This is a genomic window from Mediterraneibacter agrestimuris, from assembly GCF_943193195.1.
GTDB lineage: Bacteria > Bacillota > Clostridia > Lachnospirales > Lachnospiraceae > Schaedlerella > Schaedlerella agrestimuris.
Genome location: NZ_CALPDG010000042.1, coordinates 14,802 through 31,109, shown reverse-complemented (window position 1 = coordinate 31,109; position 16,308 = coordinate 14,802). Strand labels below are relative to the sequence as shown.

The window sequence follows — 16,308 nt, the reverse complement described above, 5'->3', positions numbered from 1 at the left end:
TGTAGAATTATGATATAATATGTTGGGATTAGGCGAAAAGAAATAAAAAAGTATAAGAATCCTTAAGTTGGCAACTTAAGGAAATTTTTGAAAAGGTATAAAATATAAAAATTTTACGTATTCAAAAAAGATTGGAATTTTTATGTTAAAGAATTTTAGAAAAGAAAACAAAGTTTATAAATATTCAAAGTTGCTATACCAATCGGATGTTTTATTTGCGATAGTCTTTAATGCATTTTTTTTAGCAATAGGGCTAATATGTTTTGATTTGAAATATGAAGTTTCTGATGATTTTATTATGGCGTCGATTATGTCGGGCGCCTTTGGTGAAACACAAAATCCTCAAATGATTTTTGTGAATGTAATTATTGGATATCTGTTACTTCCGTTTTATAAGATATGCCCTGACATTAGCTGGTATTTTGTTGCACAGCTTTTACTTATTTTTATATCGTCTATCTCTGTAACATGGGTACTGCTAAAAAAAATGGAACGTATAAAAGCTGTTATGCTTTCAACGATCCTCATTTTAACATTTACAAATGACGCATATATATTGATGCAGTTTACAAAGACATCTATGTTTGCGGTAATTGCGGGCAGCATGATTTTCATATGGGAAATATTCCGAGAACGTCGAATACTTCCTTTACTATTTGGCAGTGGACTGTGTCTTCTCGGAACAATGGTTAGATTTCAGACAATTTATTTGATGGGGGCATTCCTGATTCTTATAATTTGCTATGAATCTGTGGGGCTTTTTCATAAGATGGGGCTTCAAAATGATAGTAAAAAGGAAATCATAAATCGCTTTGTATTTATTGGTTTGACAGGTCTGATGTTGATTTTGTCAGCCTATGGTTTACGAAAGTTGAATTGGTATACCTACAATAACGATGAAGCATATGGTTTTTTTTCTGCTTATGGCAGTGCCCGTTCGGGAATTGTTGATTTTGCAGATCCGGGATATTGGGCATATGAAGAAGAATTTCAAGAAATAGGAATTTCCGAAAATGATTATATGATGTTGAGAACATGGGAGTTTGCAGATAATGATTTTTTTACCTTGGAAAAAATGCAGCAGGTTGCTGATATAACAAAAAAGAATTATCAAAATAAAAAAATCACTTTTGAGCAACTTTTGGAGCAAGTTCAAAATAGAGAAGTTCAAAAGTACCCTATATGTATAGCATGTATATTGATTTTGTTTTTGGGAATTTTCCTGAATCCCTCAAAATGGTGGCTATCTATTGGAAGTGTATCAATTGGAATCGGGCTGTTATTTTATTTTGCATACAGAGATCGAAGTATTTACCGTATTGAATATGGTATATTTTTAGGCACATTTTTATGTATGGCATATTTTTGGGAGAGAACTTCATACATTTCACAAAATGTGGCTTACTTACGGCACACATGTATAGGTGTTATTACATTATATTTGTTGGGAAACATATTGACCTATATTCCCGATACCACCTATCAGAATGTAACTTCAGAAGCAAGAAAAGAGTATATTGATAAAAAATTTTGTGATTCATGGAATTTTATAGCTGGAAAATATAGAAGGATTGTAAATAAAAATGTCCCTGAAAATAATTTGTTGGCAGAATTTGAAACGAATCCAGAAAACTATTATTTCATGGATTTTAATACAACAATACAAACATTATATTTTGAATATTTACCTTGGAAAGCGCTTCCTATCGGTTATTTTTCCAACTTTTCTTATCTTTCCGGAGTAACAAGTAATTTCCCGGATTGTACACGTCAGCTGGAAGAAAGAAAAGTTAGTAATCCGATGAGAAGTCTGGTGAAAGAAAATGTGTATTTAGTAGATAATCATAATCTTGAAATTAAATTGAATTACTTGAGAGAACATTATTATCCCAATGCAAGAGCTGAACTTTACAAATCTCTTGATGGATATCAAGTATGGAAAATATATGAGGAATAAACGGAGAGGATAAAAATGATTAGCTTTAATGTACCGCCAACTCTTGGCAAAGAATTAACTTATATTGAGGAAGCAATCCGTTCACATAAAATATGTGGAGACGGAGAATTTACTAAAAAATGTTCCAAGTGGATAGAACATAAAACGGGAACTGCAAAGGCATTATTAACCACATCATGTACTCATGCAACAGAGCTTGCAGCTATTTTGGCGAATATCAAACCCGGCGACGAGGTGATAATGCCGTCATATACCTTTGTCTCTACAGCAGATGCATTTGTTCTTCGCGGTGCTAAAGCTGTTTTCGTAGATATCAGACCAGATACAATGAACATAGATGAGACACTAATTGAAGATGCTATTACAGAAAAAACAAAAGCTATCGTGCCTGTACATTATGCGGGGGTTTCGTGTGAAATGGACACTATAATGGACATCGCTGCACGTCATAGCCTATATGTAATAGAGGATGCAGCACAGGGAGTTATGTCATCATATAAGGGACAGGCATTGGGAACCATTGGTGATTTTGGTTGTTATAGTTTCCATGAGACAAAAAATTACAGTATGGGAGAAGGCGGCGCACTTTTAATCAAGGATTGTAGCAACATTGAACGTGCTGAAATCATTAGAGAAAAAGGAACAAACAGAAGTAAGTTTTTCCGTGGCGAAATAGATAAATATACATGGGTGGATGCTGGATCGTCTTATTTGCCGAGTGAATTAAACGCCGCATATTTATGGGCACAGTTGGAATGCTCTGACATCATTTATAAAGACCGTATGAATAGCTGGAATTTATATTTTGAACAATTAAAAGATTTGGAAAATGAAGGATTTATTGAATTGCCTGTTATACCAAAAGGTTGTGTACATAATGCACATATGTTTTATATTAAAACAAAAAATCTGCAAGAAAGAACCGATTTGATTTTTTATCTGAAAGGAAAAAACATTATTAGTGTATTTCACTATATTCCATTGCATTCCGCTCCGGCAGGTAAAAGACTAGGAGAATTTAGGGGAACAGACCACTATACAACAACGGAAAGTGAAAGAATACTAAGGCTTCCGTTATATTATGGAGTTACCCCTGAGGTAGTAGAATATGTAGCTTCTGAAATATACAAATTCTATAAAAAATAAATATCGTACGAAGAAGAGGGAAATTATGAAATTTTTAGTCACAGGTTCAAACGGATATATAGGCAAACATGCCTGCGAGTATTTACGAAATAAAAAAAACTATATTATCGGAACAGGAAGAAAAGAATATTCAGTTAGTGAAATTGACCAATATATACAATGTGATTTTGCCAATGACGAGATAAAAGCTAAACTAAAAGGTATATTTGAATGTGGTCTCGATGGAATTTTTCACATCGCAGCTGACAATCGTAAAGAACCTCACGGTATTGAGGTTATAAAGTCAAACTGCATAGGAACTCAGGCTCTTTTAGAACTGGCGCAAGAATACGGAGTAAACAGTTTTATTCAATTATCCAGTGTTCCAGTAATCGGTTCCCCAAAAGAACTGCCGATTACTCCAAAGCACAGCCTTGAACCGCCTACGATTTACCACGCTACTAAGTGTCTTCAGGAATTGCTGGCGGATTATGCTTATCGCAGCGCCGGATTAAGGACAGTAAGTATAAGAATCCCTTCTCCCATGGGAATTGGCGTAAATCCACATTATATTTTTCCTACATTAATCCGAAAAGCTATGCACGGAGATGATATAGAATTATACGGAACCGGAAGCAGAAAACAAACATATGTACATGTTTTGGATATATGTAAAGCTATGGAAAATGCGTTTTATCGAGATAATTGTCATGGAACATATGTCTTAGGAAGCCCACATTTAATTTCCAACAAAGATTTAGCTGAATTAGTAGTTCAAATTTTAGATTCAGATTCCATTATAAAATATACAGGGATTCCAGATATTTATGATAATCAATGTTGGAAAATTGATTATCAACCTATGGTAGAAGAAATAGGATATCATCCCGAAACTTCACTGGAAGAAATGATTTTAGAATATAGTGAATATTTAAAGAATTCAGGAGAAATGTAAATGAAAAGATTATCGTTTGTTATACCCTGTTATTGTTCTGAAACAATGATTGGTGATGTGATTCAACGAATTGTCAGGACTGTCAGCCTGAATGAAAACTATTCCTATGAAATTATATGTATAAATGATGCATCCAAGGATAACACCTTTCAAGTCCTAAAGGAATGTGCCACAGTTGATAAGAACATCAAAGTTTTAAATTTTTCCAAAAATTACGGTCAACATGCCGCACTAATGGCAGGATTTCATTATGTATCGGGGGATATTGTTATATGTCTGGATGATGATGGTCAAAATCCGCCTGAAGAAATGTTTAAGCTTATTGATAAGCTTGAAGAAGGATATGATCTTGTGTCTGCAAAATATGTAAAGGAAAACAGAGGCTTTATACGCGAAGTGGGTTCTAAAATCAGTTTTGCAATGGCAACATATTTGATTAGTAAACCTAAGGATATTGAATTAAATAGTTATTATGTATTTAGAAGCTATATTTTGGAATATATAACAAAATACCAAAATCCATATCCATTCGTGCACGGTCAGATTCTTCAAGTAACACAAAACATGGCAAATGTGGAACTTCCTAGGGCAAAACGTCAATCGGGAACTTCCGGTTATAGTTTGAAAAAACTTATATCGTTATGGATGAATGGATTTACAGCTTTTTCAGAAAAGCCACTGCTGGCGGCCGGATATGTTGGGATTATAGCAGCGTTGATTGGTTTTTTTATTGCTTTTTTTACAATTATTCAAAAAATAATACATCCTGAAATTGCTGCAGGCTATACATCACTTATGGCATGCATATTATTTATGGGTGGAATTATACTTATTTTTTTGGGGTTAATTGGGGAATATATAGGACGCATTTATATCAGTATCAATAATGTTCCTCAATATGCCATTAAAGAGAAAGTAAATATTACCGAAGAGAGCAAAAACAAGTAATATAAGATACACTTTTTACTACATTATAATTTACAGAAAGGGGTTAGTGCTTTATAGTTTTGACAGCACTCAAAAGATTTTACCATGAATGAAAAAGTATTAGTTTTAAACGGAAGTTTCTGTGAAATTCCTATTATTCAAGAGGCAAAAAAACTTGGTTATTATGTTATAACTACCGGTAATATGCCTGAATTAGTCGGACATAAATATGCAGATGAATATATAAAAGCTGATTATTCCGATAAAGAACAAATTTTAAAACTTGTAAAAGAAAAAAATATTAATCAGATTTTATCATGTGCAAATGATTTTGGAGTATTAACAGCAGCATATGTCGCTGAAAAAATGGGGTGGAGCGGTCACGATCCATATAAAACTGCAGAACTTCTCCATCATAAAGATAAATTCAAAAAATATACATATGAACATCAAATTCCTTCTCCCCATTCTGTTGCTTTTACTAATCAAACAGAGGCTAAAAAGTATGTTCAGAACACAGAATATCCGATTATTGTAAAGGCTGCGGATTTAACAGGAGGAAAAGGAATATGTAAAGCAGAAAACTTTGAAGAAGCACTCAAAGCAATTGAGAACGCATTTGAACGTTCCCGTGATAAGCACATCGTTATAGAACCTTATATTACTGGTACTCAGCATACACTGGTTACTTTTTTATGCAATAAGAAAATAGTTTCATCTGCAAGCTGTAATTGCTATTCATTAATTAATCCATATTTAATACAGGCAGAAACATTCCCGGCTGATGATAGTGATGAAATGAAAAAAATCCTATTTCCTATTATTGAGGACATGGCTATTGACTTGAATCTTGCGGATGGAATTATAGCTTTGCAGTATATAAAGAAAAATGGAACTCCATATATCATAGAAACAATGAGACGACCATTTGGAAATCAATTTCTTGTTTTGGTAGAACTGGTATCAGGTTACCCATGGCATAAAGCGCAAATTTTAGCTGAGACTGGGAACGACTGTAGCAATTTGGAATCTGGTTCTCCGAAAAAGCAGTTTTGCGGACATTTCGGAATTATGTCATCGCAAAATGGAAGATTACGGGATTATTATATCCCAGATAAAATTCAAAATCATGTTTTCAATAAAATAGACATGTTGAAGCCAGGGGGTACTATAAAGGATTATCTAAATGAGCGAATTTCCTATATTTATTATGAATATGACAATAAAGAAGATATGAACTCAGATGTGAAACAATATAATGAATGGATTCAGATAGATATGGAATAATCCCCGGTGTTTTTAATGAATATAAAAAAATTTTTGATATACAGTTCTAATTGTGAGCGAGACAGTTATGTATGGAATATGATTGCCAGTCTTCTGCAATCTTTTCAATCGGTTATTATGCTTATGATAATCACACGAGTAGTCGGTCTTTCCGATGCAGGCGTTTTTACAATTGCATATGCCAATGCAAACTTATTTGTAATAATTGGTAAATATGGAGTACGTTATTTTCAAATTTCAGACATAAAAAAACAGTTTACATTTGCAGAATATAAGAGCTCCAGAATATTGACATTGATTATCATGTTGATTGTTTCCGTAGGTTATGCTCTTTATAGCTCTGATATAAATCATTATACAGTTGAAAAGCTGCAAATCGTGATTTGGATGTGTCTGTTTAAGGCTATTGACGCATATGAAGATGTATTTATCGGGTTATATCAGAATAGGAACCGACTTGATATCGCAGCAAAATCTGTTTCTGTACGCATGATTTTTACACTGATTATTTTTAGCATAAGTATTGTGGGAACACATAGTCTTTTAGCAGCGCTTATCATTACAACTGTTTTTACATTTTTGACTTTTACATTATTTACTAAATGGACCTACAAATATTTTCACGAGAAAGAAACACACAATTTCAAGAATGTTTTATTGCTTATACACAATTGCTTCCCCTTATTTGCAGGAACTTTTTTAGCTTTTTATATAGGCAATGCCCCTAAATATGCAATAGATAGCATTTTAAATAGTGAAATGCAGGCATGCTATGGTTTTATTTCAATGCCGGTATTTGTTATAGGTGTTTTTAGTAACTTTGTTTTCACTCCTATATTGTACAAATTATCAGTTCTATGGAATGAAAAAAATATAAAAGCAATTACGGCGCATACTTTAAAACAAACAGTAATTATTGCCATCTTTACAATATTTTGTATTTTAGGAGGTTACTACTTAGGTATTCCAATTCTATCTGTCATATATAACACAGACTTAACAAATTACAAGTGGGAATTAGTAATATTACTTATAGGCGGCGGTTTTTTTGCTCTAACAGAATTACTTAGCAAGGTAATAACCATTGTCCGATACCAGAAACTAATGCTATATGGTTACGCTACCGTAGCGTTTCTTGCATTACTGATATCAAAACGCATGATCGAGGAATATTCCATTATGGGAGCAGCTCTATTATATACGGGATTGATGGCTATCCTGAGTATTTTTTTTGTCATATTAACCATATATGGATTATTAAGCAAAAATAATAAAGGAGAAATAAAATGAACGTAAAAGAACTCATCAATTGTATGGAAACAGAATTTTTTTCTGGAGTTCCGGATTCTCAATTAAGAGCATTGTGTGATTATCTGATGGAAAGCGAAGGAATTTCTTCCAAACATATTATTGCAGCAAATGAAGGAAATGCAGTTGCTTTAGCAGCAGGATATCATCTTGCAACAGGGAAAACACCTCTTGTATATCTTCAGAATAGCGGTATTGGAAATATTATCAATCCGGTTGCATCTTTATTAAATGAAGAAGTATATGCTATCCCCTGCATTTTTATCATTGGCTGGCGCGGTGAACCAGGTATACATGATGAGCCGCAGCATATATTTCAAGGAAAAATTACAGAACAATTATTAAAAGATTTGGATATAGCTGTTTTTACTATTTTACCGAATACAACAATTTCAGAAATAAAAAAATTTGTTAAGAGTGGAAAAGAAAGAATAAAGTCTGGAAAGTGTATTGCTTATTTGATTAAAAAGCAAGGTCTTGAATTTGACAGCTGTTCTGAATATCAGAATAATTACACATTAACTAGGGAAGAAGTGATAGAAAATATTACTCTTACAGCTAAAAACGACATTATAGTGTCTACAACCGGAAAAGCTTCCAGAGAACTTTTTGAAATTCGCGAGAAAAATAAAGAATCTCATAAATATGATTTTCTTACGGTGGGTTCTATGGGACATACATCTTCTATTGCATTAGGAATTGCTCTGAATAAGCCAGATAAAAAAGTATGGTGCATTGATGGAGACGGATCTTGTCTGATGCATATGGGAGCCATGGCAACAATTGGAGCTAATAAGCCTGACAATTTTGTTCACATTGTAGTTGACAATATGGCACATGAAAGTGTCGGAGGAATGCCGACTGTTTCAAATAATATTGATTTTTCCAAAGTAGCTGATGGGTGCGGGTATGAAATGATCTTTGCAGCAGATACACTGGATGAATTTCATAAAGCATTAGAACAGGCTAAAAACACAAATAAATTATGCTTTATTAGCGTAAAAACGAAAATTGGTTCGAGAAAAGATTTAGGAAGACCTACACTTTCTCCACTTGAAAACAAACAGGCATTTATGGAATATCTGGGAGAAAAGATAAATTAATAAGGAGACGATATTATAATGAAACAAAATGAAAAACTTGTATATATGAGTATGAGTACCGACTCTATTCATGGTGGACATATCGAAATTATCCGCAAAGCTGCTGAATTAGGTACATTGATTGTAGGAGTTCTGATTGATGAAATGGTAATTGTTCATAAAAGATTTCCACTGCTTACATATGATGAACGTGTAAAAATAATCAGTGGACTGAAAGGCGTTTCAAAAGTAGTTCCACAGAATTCCTTAAGTTACAAGGAAAATCTTTTAAAATACCGACCAGACTATCTAGTACATGGAGATGATTGGAAAGAAGGAACACAAAAAGAACTTCGTACTGAAGCAAAAGAAATCGTAGAATCCTATGGTGGAAAATTAGTTGAATTCCCATATTCACACTCCTTGGAATATGACTTTTTTGAAGGAAAAGAGCGTGAGAAATTATCTATGCCAGATTTTCGGCGCGGTCGATTAAAAAAATTATTAGCAATGAAACAACTCGTTACGATTATGGAAGCGCATAGCGGCATTACCGGTCTTTTAGTAGAAAAAACCAAAACAAACGAGAATGGAAAAATAAAGGAATTTGATGGAATGTGGGTATCCAGTTTATGTGATTCCACAGCTAAAGGAAAACCAGATATTGAACTCGTAGATATGTCTTCAAGATTAAAAACCATTGATGAAATCATGGATGTAACCACAAAACCAATTATTTTGGATGGTGATACCGGTGGATTGATTGAACATTTTGTTTATAATGTAAGAACATTGGAAAGAATAGGAGTCTCCGCAGTTATTATTGAAGATAAAACCGGATTAAAGAAAAACTCCCTGTTTGGAACAGAGGTAGAACAAACACAGGATAGTATCGAAAGCTTTTGTGAGAAGATTTCTGCTGGAGTAAAAGCAAAAAAGACTACTGATTTTATGATTATTGCAAGAATTGAAAGTTTGATTCTTGAAAAAGGAATGGACGACGCGTTAAACAGAGCCTTTTCTTACGTGAGCGCTGGAGCTGACGGAATTATGATTCATTCACGGAAAAAAGAACCTGACGAAATTTTTGAATTTGTTCAAAAATTCAGAGAAAAAAATAATGTTACTCCGATTATTGTAGTTCCTACTTCTTTTAATATTGTAACAGAGGAGGAATTTGCAAAAAGAGGAATCAATGTTGTTATCTATGCAAATCAATTTACCCGAAGCGGTTTTCCAGCAATGCGTGAAGTTGCGGAAACAATTTTGAAACATCATCGTGCAAAAGAAGCAGATGATTTATGTATGTCAATTAAAGACATCTTACAGTTAATTCCGGAGGAATAAAACATGAGAGATGATATGAAAATTGCCCTTGTTACGGGAAGTACAAAAGGGATTGGTCGATCAATTGCTTTAAAATATTTGAAAGAAGGTTACTTTGTAATTGCTAATTATAGTTCTGATGATGAGGCAGCCAATTTACTAAAACAATCGGTCCAGGCATATCAAATTGATGATTATATACCGTTGGTTATCATGAAAGAGGACTTATCAACTTATCAGGGAGCATTGAATTTTTCAAATAAAATTAAGAAGATAGCCTCAAAAATAGATATTGTTATTTTGAATTGTGGGGCAACCGACAGATCCAGATTTGAGGATATCACCAAGGAATCATGGGAAAAGATTATGAATATCAATCTGAATGTGCCTTTTTATCTATTGCAAGAATTGAACAAAATGATATCCCCTAATCACGGAAGAATTATTTTTATTGGTTCAATTATGGGAATATATCCGCATTCAACCTCATTGGCATATGGAGTTACAAAAGCAGCTATTCATCAAATGGCAAAAGAATTGGTAAAAGTATTTGCAGAACGAAAGATTACTGTAAATGCAATAGCTCCCGGTTTTGTTGAAACTCCAAGACAAGAGCAAAAAACTTCTGAGCAGAAACAACGAATTGAAAATAAGATAGCCCTAAATCGTTTTGGGACACCGGAGGAAATTTCAGACATTTGTTGGTTTATTACCAAAAATTCATATATAAATGGTGCTGTTATTGAAGCCGATGGAGGATATTGCTATATTTAAATTAAAGAGAGGATTTTTTTATGAAAGCTATCATTGTTGCGGCAGGTAAAGGGAGTAGAATATCAGAGGATATTGCTCATATTCCTAAATCAACACTTAAATATAAAAATATGCCTATTATCAGACGAACTGTTGAAATACTTGAGTCATTCCAAGTTTCTACAATTGTATGTACAGGATACAAATATCAGAAAATTATGGAAGCTTTAGAAGGAAAAAATGTTCAGTATTATTATAATCCATTTTATGAAGTTACTAATAATATTGCAAGCTTATGGTTTGCTCAGGATGAATTTAATGATGATATTTTGATATTAAGTGCAGATGTTATCTTTGAAGAAAATATCATAAAAAGATTAATTGAAGCTCCGAGTGATTTAGCATTAGCTGTAGATAAATCAAAAGTTGATGAAGGAGATTATTTTCTTCAGCTTGATGATAATAATCATATTCTTGCATACGGAAAAGATTTGCCTGAGCCAAAGCGTACAAGCGAAAATATAGGAATAGCAAAAATTTCATGCAATAAAGTAAAATTATTCAAGAGAACATTGAACAATTTGATTCAGGATGGATTATATACAATATATTACGAACAGGTTTTCTTTGAATTAATGCAACAGGGATACCGGATTCAGGGAATTGATATGAGCCAGTTGGAGTGGGCAGAAATAGATTATTATGAAGATTACTGCAAGGTACTGGAAAAAATTGATAAGGATATGAAAAATGAAGAGAAGTGAAGAAAAGTATTTTACAATCTGCAGCAATATGAAAAAAGACATTTTAGATTTATGTCACAGAAGCGGCAAAGGGAAAGCGCATTTAGGCGGCTGTATGTCTTTAGTAGAAATTCTGGCTGTTCTTTATACAGATATTATGTATTTAGGCGCATACAATGATGTAGATGCAAAACGAGATCGTCTCATTTTGAGTAAAGGACATGGTGCGCTTGCATTATATGCTGCATTAAGACAGGCTGGCAAGATAACAGAACAAGAAATGCAGCTTCCTGTCAGAGGTGAAAAAACCTTTTTATACAGACACCCTAAAATGAATTTAAGAAAAGGGATTGAAGTCTCTTCAGGAAGTTTGGGACTAGGATTACCATATGGAGTTGGCATTGCTTATGCTTTGAAAAAAAAATATGCCGTTGCTACTCCAAAAGTGTTTGTGATATTGGGAGACGGAGAATGTAACGAGGGGGCTGTCTGGGAAGCAGCAGCTTTAGCAGCAAGCTTAAATTTAGAAAACTTAACTGTAATTGTAGACAAAAACAATTTACAGTTAGATGGAAGCACGAAAGATATTGTAGATATGAGAAACTTATCAGAAAAGTGGCAGTCTTTCGGCTTTTACACATTAAATGTAGATGGTCATAGTTGTGAAAAATTAGCAGCAGCTTTTCATAAAAAGAGCACTCTTCCCAAGGCCGTAATTGCTGATACAGTCAAGGGAAAAGGAATTTCATTTGCAGAAAACCGGGTGGAATGGCATGATAATTATCTGTCAGATACATTATATGAAATCGCACAACGGGATATAGAAGGGATATATAATGGAAAAAAGGATTGATATTCAGAAAATGGAGTTAAACAAAGTTGTCGGAGCAGCGTTACTTGCAATTGCAGAACAAGACAAAAATTTTATGTTATTGGCAGCGGATGTTGAAAAAAGAATATTCATAGATTCATTATTAGAAAAGTATCCTCATCAGTTTTTGGATGTAGGCATTGCAGAGGAAAATCTAATAGGAGTTGCTTCGGGACTAGCACATGAAAGCTTTAATACCTTTGCGGTTTCTTATGCCCCTTTTATTACTGCCCGTGTTTTAGACGATATTAAAGTCAATTTAAGCTATATGAAGGCACCTGTAAAACTGCTTGGTCTTGCTTCTGGACTTACCTCCGGGGATTTGGGTGCAACACATACCTGTCTTGAAGACATTGCGCAGATGCGAACGTTACCGTATATGACCGTAATATCACCCTCAGACAATCAGACAGCATATAAAGCTATTTTATCCGCATCCAAGATAAATACTCCTGTATACATCAGATTTATCGGAACAGGAATGATGCCTGAAATTTATACGCAAGAGATTGATTATGAAATCGGTAAGGGGATTTGTGTCCGTGAGGGCACTGATATAGGCATTGTTTCTTCAGGTCCTGTTTTAAAAAATGTATTAGATGCAGCGAGTCTACTTTCTGAAGAAAAAATCAGCTGTAAGGTAATTGATATGCATACAATTAAACCACTAGATGTATCTAAAATAGAAGAATTAAAAGGATGCCGTGCGATTGTAAGTGTAGAAGAACATACTGTCTTTGGAGGATTAGGAAGCGCTATTGCAGAGTACATTTCTGATAAAAAAGATTATCCTCCGCTTTATCGTATAGGAACCAATGATGAATATTTTGTTGCAGATTTACGGGAACATAATCTGAAACGTGCACAATTAGATACAGAAAGTATTTTTAAATTTATAAAACGATTGTGAGAATAAGTGATGAAAAATATAGATCAAAAACAATTATTAGATAATATATACGGACTGCTCTCCGAATTTGACCGAATTTGCCGTAAATATAATCTTCAATATTTTTTATATGCAGGTACTTTACTCGGAGCAGTACGCGAGAAAAATTTTATCCCGTGGGATGATGATGTTGATATTATTATGCCAAGAAAAGATTATGAAAAATTGGATGGGATTATCGAAAAGGAACTGGATAACAGATATGTATGGGATACAATGAGAAAACGAGCAGCTTTTTTGAATTTTCTCCCATCGATTAAGGACAAAGAAAGTCCTTATCAAATAGGGGAATCTAGTGATTTTTTATGTTCAGAATATGCAGGAATTGATATTTTTATTATGGATAATGCACCTCAAACAAAGTGGGGACGGATTTGGTGGTATATTCGCCTGGCAAGTTTTTATGGCTTCGGACTGGCACACCGACCAGTTAGAAAGTTTATGTATCCAAACAATTATTCTTTATTTGAATATTTTGTTGCTCGTACACTTCAAATATTTGGGAGATTTACTAAATTAGAAAATATTTTAAAAAAACAGAAAAGGTACGCTGAAAAATATAATCGAGATGGGTATCATACAAATTATATTGCAATTACCAGTCAGGGACCTTCACGTGTTTCTCCGTTTTATCTTCCCAAAACAATTTTCGAGAGTACTGTTGAGTTTAAAATTCGTGAAAGGAACTTTTTATGTCCTGCCGGATGGCATGAATTATTGACACATATGTATGGGGACTATATGACGCCTCCTCCTGAGAAGGAAAGAAAAAATAAACATATTCCTCAGTAATGATAAGAAAATCTATAAGGAAGATGGTACAAAAATTATGAATTTATTTTTTGAAAAAGTCTATAGTAGTCCAAAGAGAAGACTGTTTTTTTCTTTTTTATTAGCTGCAATTTTTTTTATTATCGTATATAATTCGACATATATTACATATACGACTGCAGATGATGAAAATGCAATTAATGCAATTGCGGGATATAAAACAGGTAATATTAGTATTGCAGTCTACTTAAATTATTTTTTGTCTCTTTTCATCGGATATCTGTATAAAATATTTCCTTTTTTGCCGGTATATAGCTTATTGCAAGTCTTTTTTTTATTTGTTTCAATAGGCATTATTTTTTATACTGTTTTTTGCGAGTGTTATAGAAAAGGATATTCTTTTCAATTTGCTTTATTTTTAAATATGATACTTTTTTTGACACAATATTGGTATGTATGTGTCAGAATGCATTTTAGAACTACGGCGACATTAATTGGTATTGCTTCTATAGCATGTATTTATTTAAGTTTATCACAATCTTATCGTAGAGGAATTAAGTTCGCATTATATATATGTAGTGTCGTGTTTCTTTCCTTTTGTTTTCTATATGCCAAAGACAATGGTTATCTTGTATGCTGCTACCTACTGTTGGTTTTGCTTCTTGCCTTGATTCAAAATTATGGCAAAACCGATTGGAAAAAGCAATTGCTTATAATAATCAGTTATTGCATTACTATGACTATCCTCATATCTGCGCTGATTACAAACGGCAGGACAATGATGAATGAGTGGAATGGGGATGAATATGCAGAATATAACAAATATCGAATATCATATCAAGATTATGGAACGGCATCATATGAAGAGAATGAAGAAACATATCGTTTGCTTGGGTGGAGCGAAAACTTTTTTTACTTAACTAAATCATTATATTACATGGATGAAAAATTTAATACAGAAAATCTTTCTAAAATCGTGCAGAAATTTTCATGGAATTCTATTGATTTTGAGAAAAATGACTATTCTATGAGAGATGATATGGCTAAATTCAAAAATAGTACACAAGGTTTCTTTAGGACCGATTATATCCCTTTAGTTTTGCTGTGCATATATTTAGGTGTTGCAATTATAATTTGCTATTTATTACTAGAAGCAGAAAAATCTTCAATGAACCTTTTTGTCGGACTTCTGACAGCCGCTGGTGTCTTAGGAACATTTTTGATATATGCATACTTGTGTATTAAAGGACGAATGATTTTGAGGGCATATCAGTCATTTATGCTTCCGGCCATATTTGCTATAACTTTGTTAGGTCTGAACATAAAATATTCATGTTCAAATAATATTAAAAAAATGCGCACTGCTTTATTTATTCTAACATCAATGGGACTGTGGCTGACAATAAATACAATTTATTCCCCTGATGTAAAGGCTGATTTTATGCATCGGCAAGCAGTTAATTATGAATTAGAGAAATACGCAATTGCACATAAACAAAATTTCTATATTTTAAACAATCAGGTAGGAAATAGTTTCTATCCATTTGATGTAAAAGAAAAAGGAGCATTGGACAATATCTGTCATTGGGGCGGAGGTCCTATGGGAACAGGTATATATCAAGAACAACTGAAAGCATTCGGAATCGATGAATTATCAATATCATCATTTTTTGAGGATAATGTTTATTTAATTGTAGGATATCCTGCTGAAAACGGGTTATATTATCTCATTAATTATCTGAATGAAGAATATCATGAATTGATTACGTTTGAAGTTATAAAGGATGATAATGAACTTTTTGTTGTGTTAAAGGCAAAAAAGAATAGCATTCCAGAAGACGGTTGGATAAACTTTGGAGATTACAATTATTATATGGAAGACGGTGAACCCAAGATAGGAGAATTTAACATAGATGGTATTGAATATTATGGCGAAGAAGAAACTACAGGCGCTCAGTTTATTATAGATTCAACCGGGCAAGGTTTTTATATACCACGATATGGTTTGATAAGCACTGTCCATTGATTTATAGGGGTATTTGACACTATTTTTATAATAGGTAAACGCCGGTAAATAATACGTTTAAGCGGCATAGTAATTGCAAGTATATAGCGTAAGTACAAAATTATAAGTGTGAATATGTTGTCTGATTGCAGATTTGGCTTCCCTGAACATGAAAGATATAAAACAAAAGTCCGGAGTTTCGTATTGTGATTCCGGACTTTTTTATGTATACTTAATTGTATAGACTGA

14 protein-coding genes are annotated in these 16,308 nt (G+C 33.3%); all 14 read left to right on the top strand.

What is annotated here, in order from left to right; genetic code table 11:
• Positions 1-142 precede the first annotated feature (142 nt).
• The 14 genes from NFS18_RS15715 to NFS18_RS15650 all read left to right on the top strand — a co-directional run bounded on the left by NFS18_RS15715 (position 143) and on the right by NFS18_RS15650 (position 16,080).
• Positions 143-1,957: a hypothetical protein gene (locus tag NFS18_RS15715; protein ID WP_251391969.1), complete on the top strand. Its 1,815-nt coding sequence runs from the start codon at positions 143-145 to the stop codon at positions 1,955-1,957.
• A gap of 15 nt (positions 1,958-1,972) precedes the next feature.
• A complete protein-coding gene (gene rffA / locus NFS18_RS15710; protein WP_251391967.1) occupies positions 1,973-3,103 on the top strand; it encodes a dTDP-4-amino-4,6-dideoxygalactose transaminase in 1,131 nt (376 codons plus the stop codon).
• A gap of 25 nt (positions 3,104-3,128) precedes the next feature.
• Positions 3,129-4,037, top strand: a complete 909-nt coding sequence (locus NFS18_RS15705; RefSeq protein WP_251391965.1) for an NAD-dependent epimerase/dehydratase family protein — start codon at positions 3,129-3,131, stop codon at positions 4,035-4,037.
• Positions 4,038-4,985, top strand: a complete 948-nt coding sequence (locus tag NFS18_RS15700; protein ID WP_251391963.1) for a glycosyltransferase family 2 protein — start codon at positions 4,038-4,040, stop codon at positions 4,983-4,985.
• Positions 4,986-5,069: 84 nt separating this feature from the next.
• Positions 5,070-6,251: an ATP-grasp domain-containing protein gene (locus NFS18_RS15695; RefSeq protein ID WP_251391961.1), complete on the top strand. Its 1,182-nt coding sequence runs from the start codon at positions 5,070-5,072 to the stop codon at positions 6,249-6,251.
• A gap of 15 nt (positions 6,252-6,266) precedes the next feature.
• On the top strand, positions 6,267-7,541 hold the full coding sequence (locus NFS18_RS15690; protein ID WP_251391959.1) for a lipopolysaccharide biosynthesis protein: 1,275 nt from the start codon (positions 6,267-6,269) through the stop codon (positions 7,539-7,541).
• Positions 7,538-8,662, top strand: a complete 1,125-nt coding sequence (gene aepY, locus NFS18_RS15685) for a phosphonopyruvate decarboxylase (RefSeq protein ID WP_251391957.1) — start codon at positions 7,538-7,540, stop codon at positions 8,660-8,662. Before NFS18_RS15690 ends, aepY begins: the two co-directional genes overlap by 4 nt.
• Before the next feature lie 18 nt (positions 8,663-8,680).
• On the top strand, positions 8,681-9,988 hold the full coding sequence (gene aepX / locus NFS18_RS15680) for a phosphoenolpyruvate mutase (protein ID WP_331477725.1): 1,308 nt from the start codon (positions 8,681-8,683) through the stop codon (positions 9,986-9,988).
• A 3-nt stretch (positions 9,989-9,991) separates the two neighbouring features.
• Positions 9,992-10,741: an SDR family NAD(P)-dependent oxidoreductase gene (locus NFS18_RS15675; RefSeq protein ID WP_251391955.1), complete on the top strand. Its 750-nt coding sequence runs from the start codon at positions 9,992-9,994 to the stop codon at positions 10,739-10,741.
• A 20-nt stretch (positions 10,742-10,761) separates the two neighbouring features.
• Entirely contained in the window at positions 10,762-11,484 is a 723-nt protein-coding gene (locus tag NFS18_RS15670) for a phosphocholine cytidylyltransferase family protein (RefSeq protein WP_251391953.1), read from the top strand.
• Positions 11,471-12,316: a transketolase gene (locus tag NFS18_RS15665; RefSeq protein WP_251391952.1), complete on the top strand. Its 846-nt coding sequence runs from the start codon at positions 11,471-11,473 to the stop codon at positions 12,314-12,316. Before NFS18_RS15670 ends, NFS18_RS15665 begins: the two co-directional genes overlap by 14 nt.
• A complete protein-coding gene (locus NFS18_RS15660) occupies positions 12,300-13,244 on the top strand; it encodes a transketolase family protein (RefSeq protein WP_251391950.1) in 945 nt (314 codons plus the stop codon). Before NFS18_RS15665 ends, NFS18_RS15660 begins: the two co-directional genes overlap by 17 nt.
• Positions 13,245-13,253: 9 nt before the next feature.
• Positions 13,254-14,075 (top strand): LicD family protein, encoded by an 822-nt coding sequence (locus tag NFS18_RS15655; protein ID WP_251391948.1) that lies wholly within the window; start codon positions 13,254-13,256, stop codon positions 14,073-14,075.
• Between the two features lie 37 nt (positions 14,076-14,112).
• A complete protein-coding gene (locus NFS18_RS15650) occupies positions 14,113-16,080 on the top strand; it encodes a hypothetical protein (protein ID WP_251391946.1) in 1,968 nt (655 codons plus the stop codon).
• Positions 16,081-16,308: the final 228 nt, after the last annotated feature.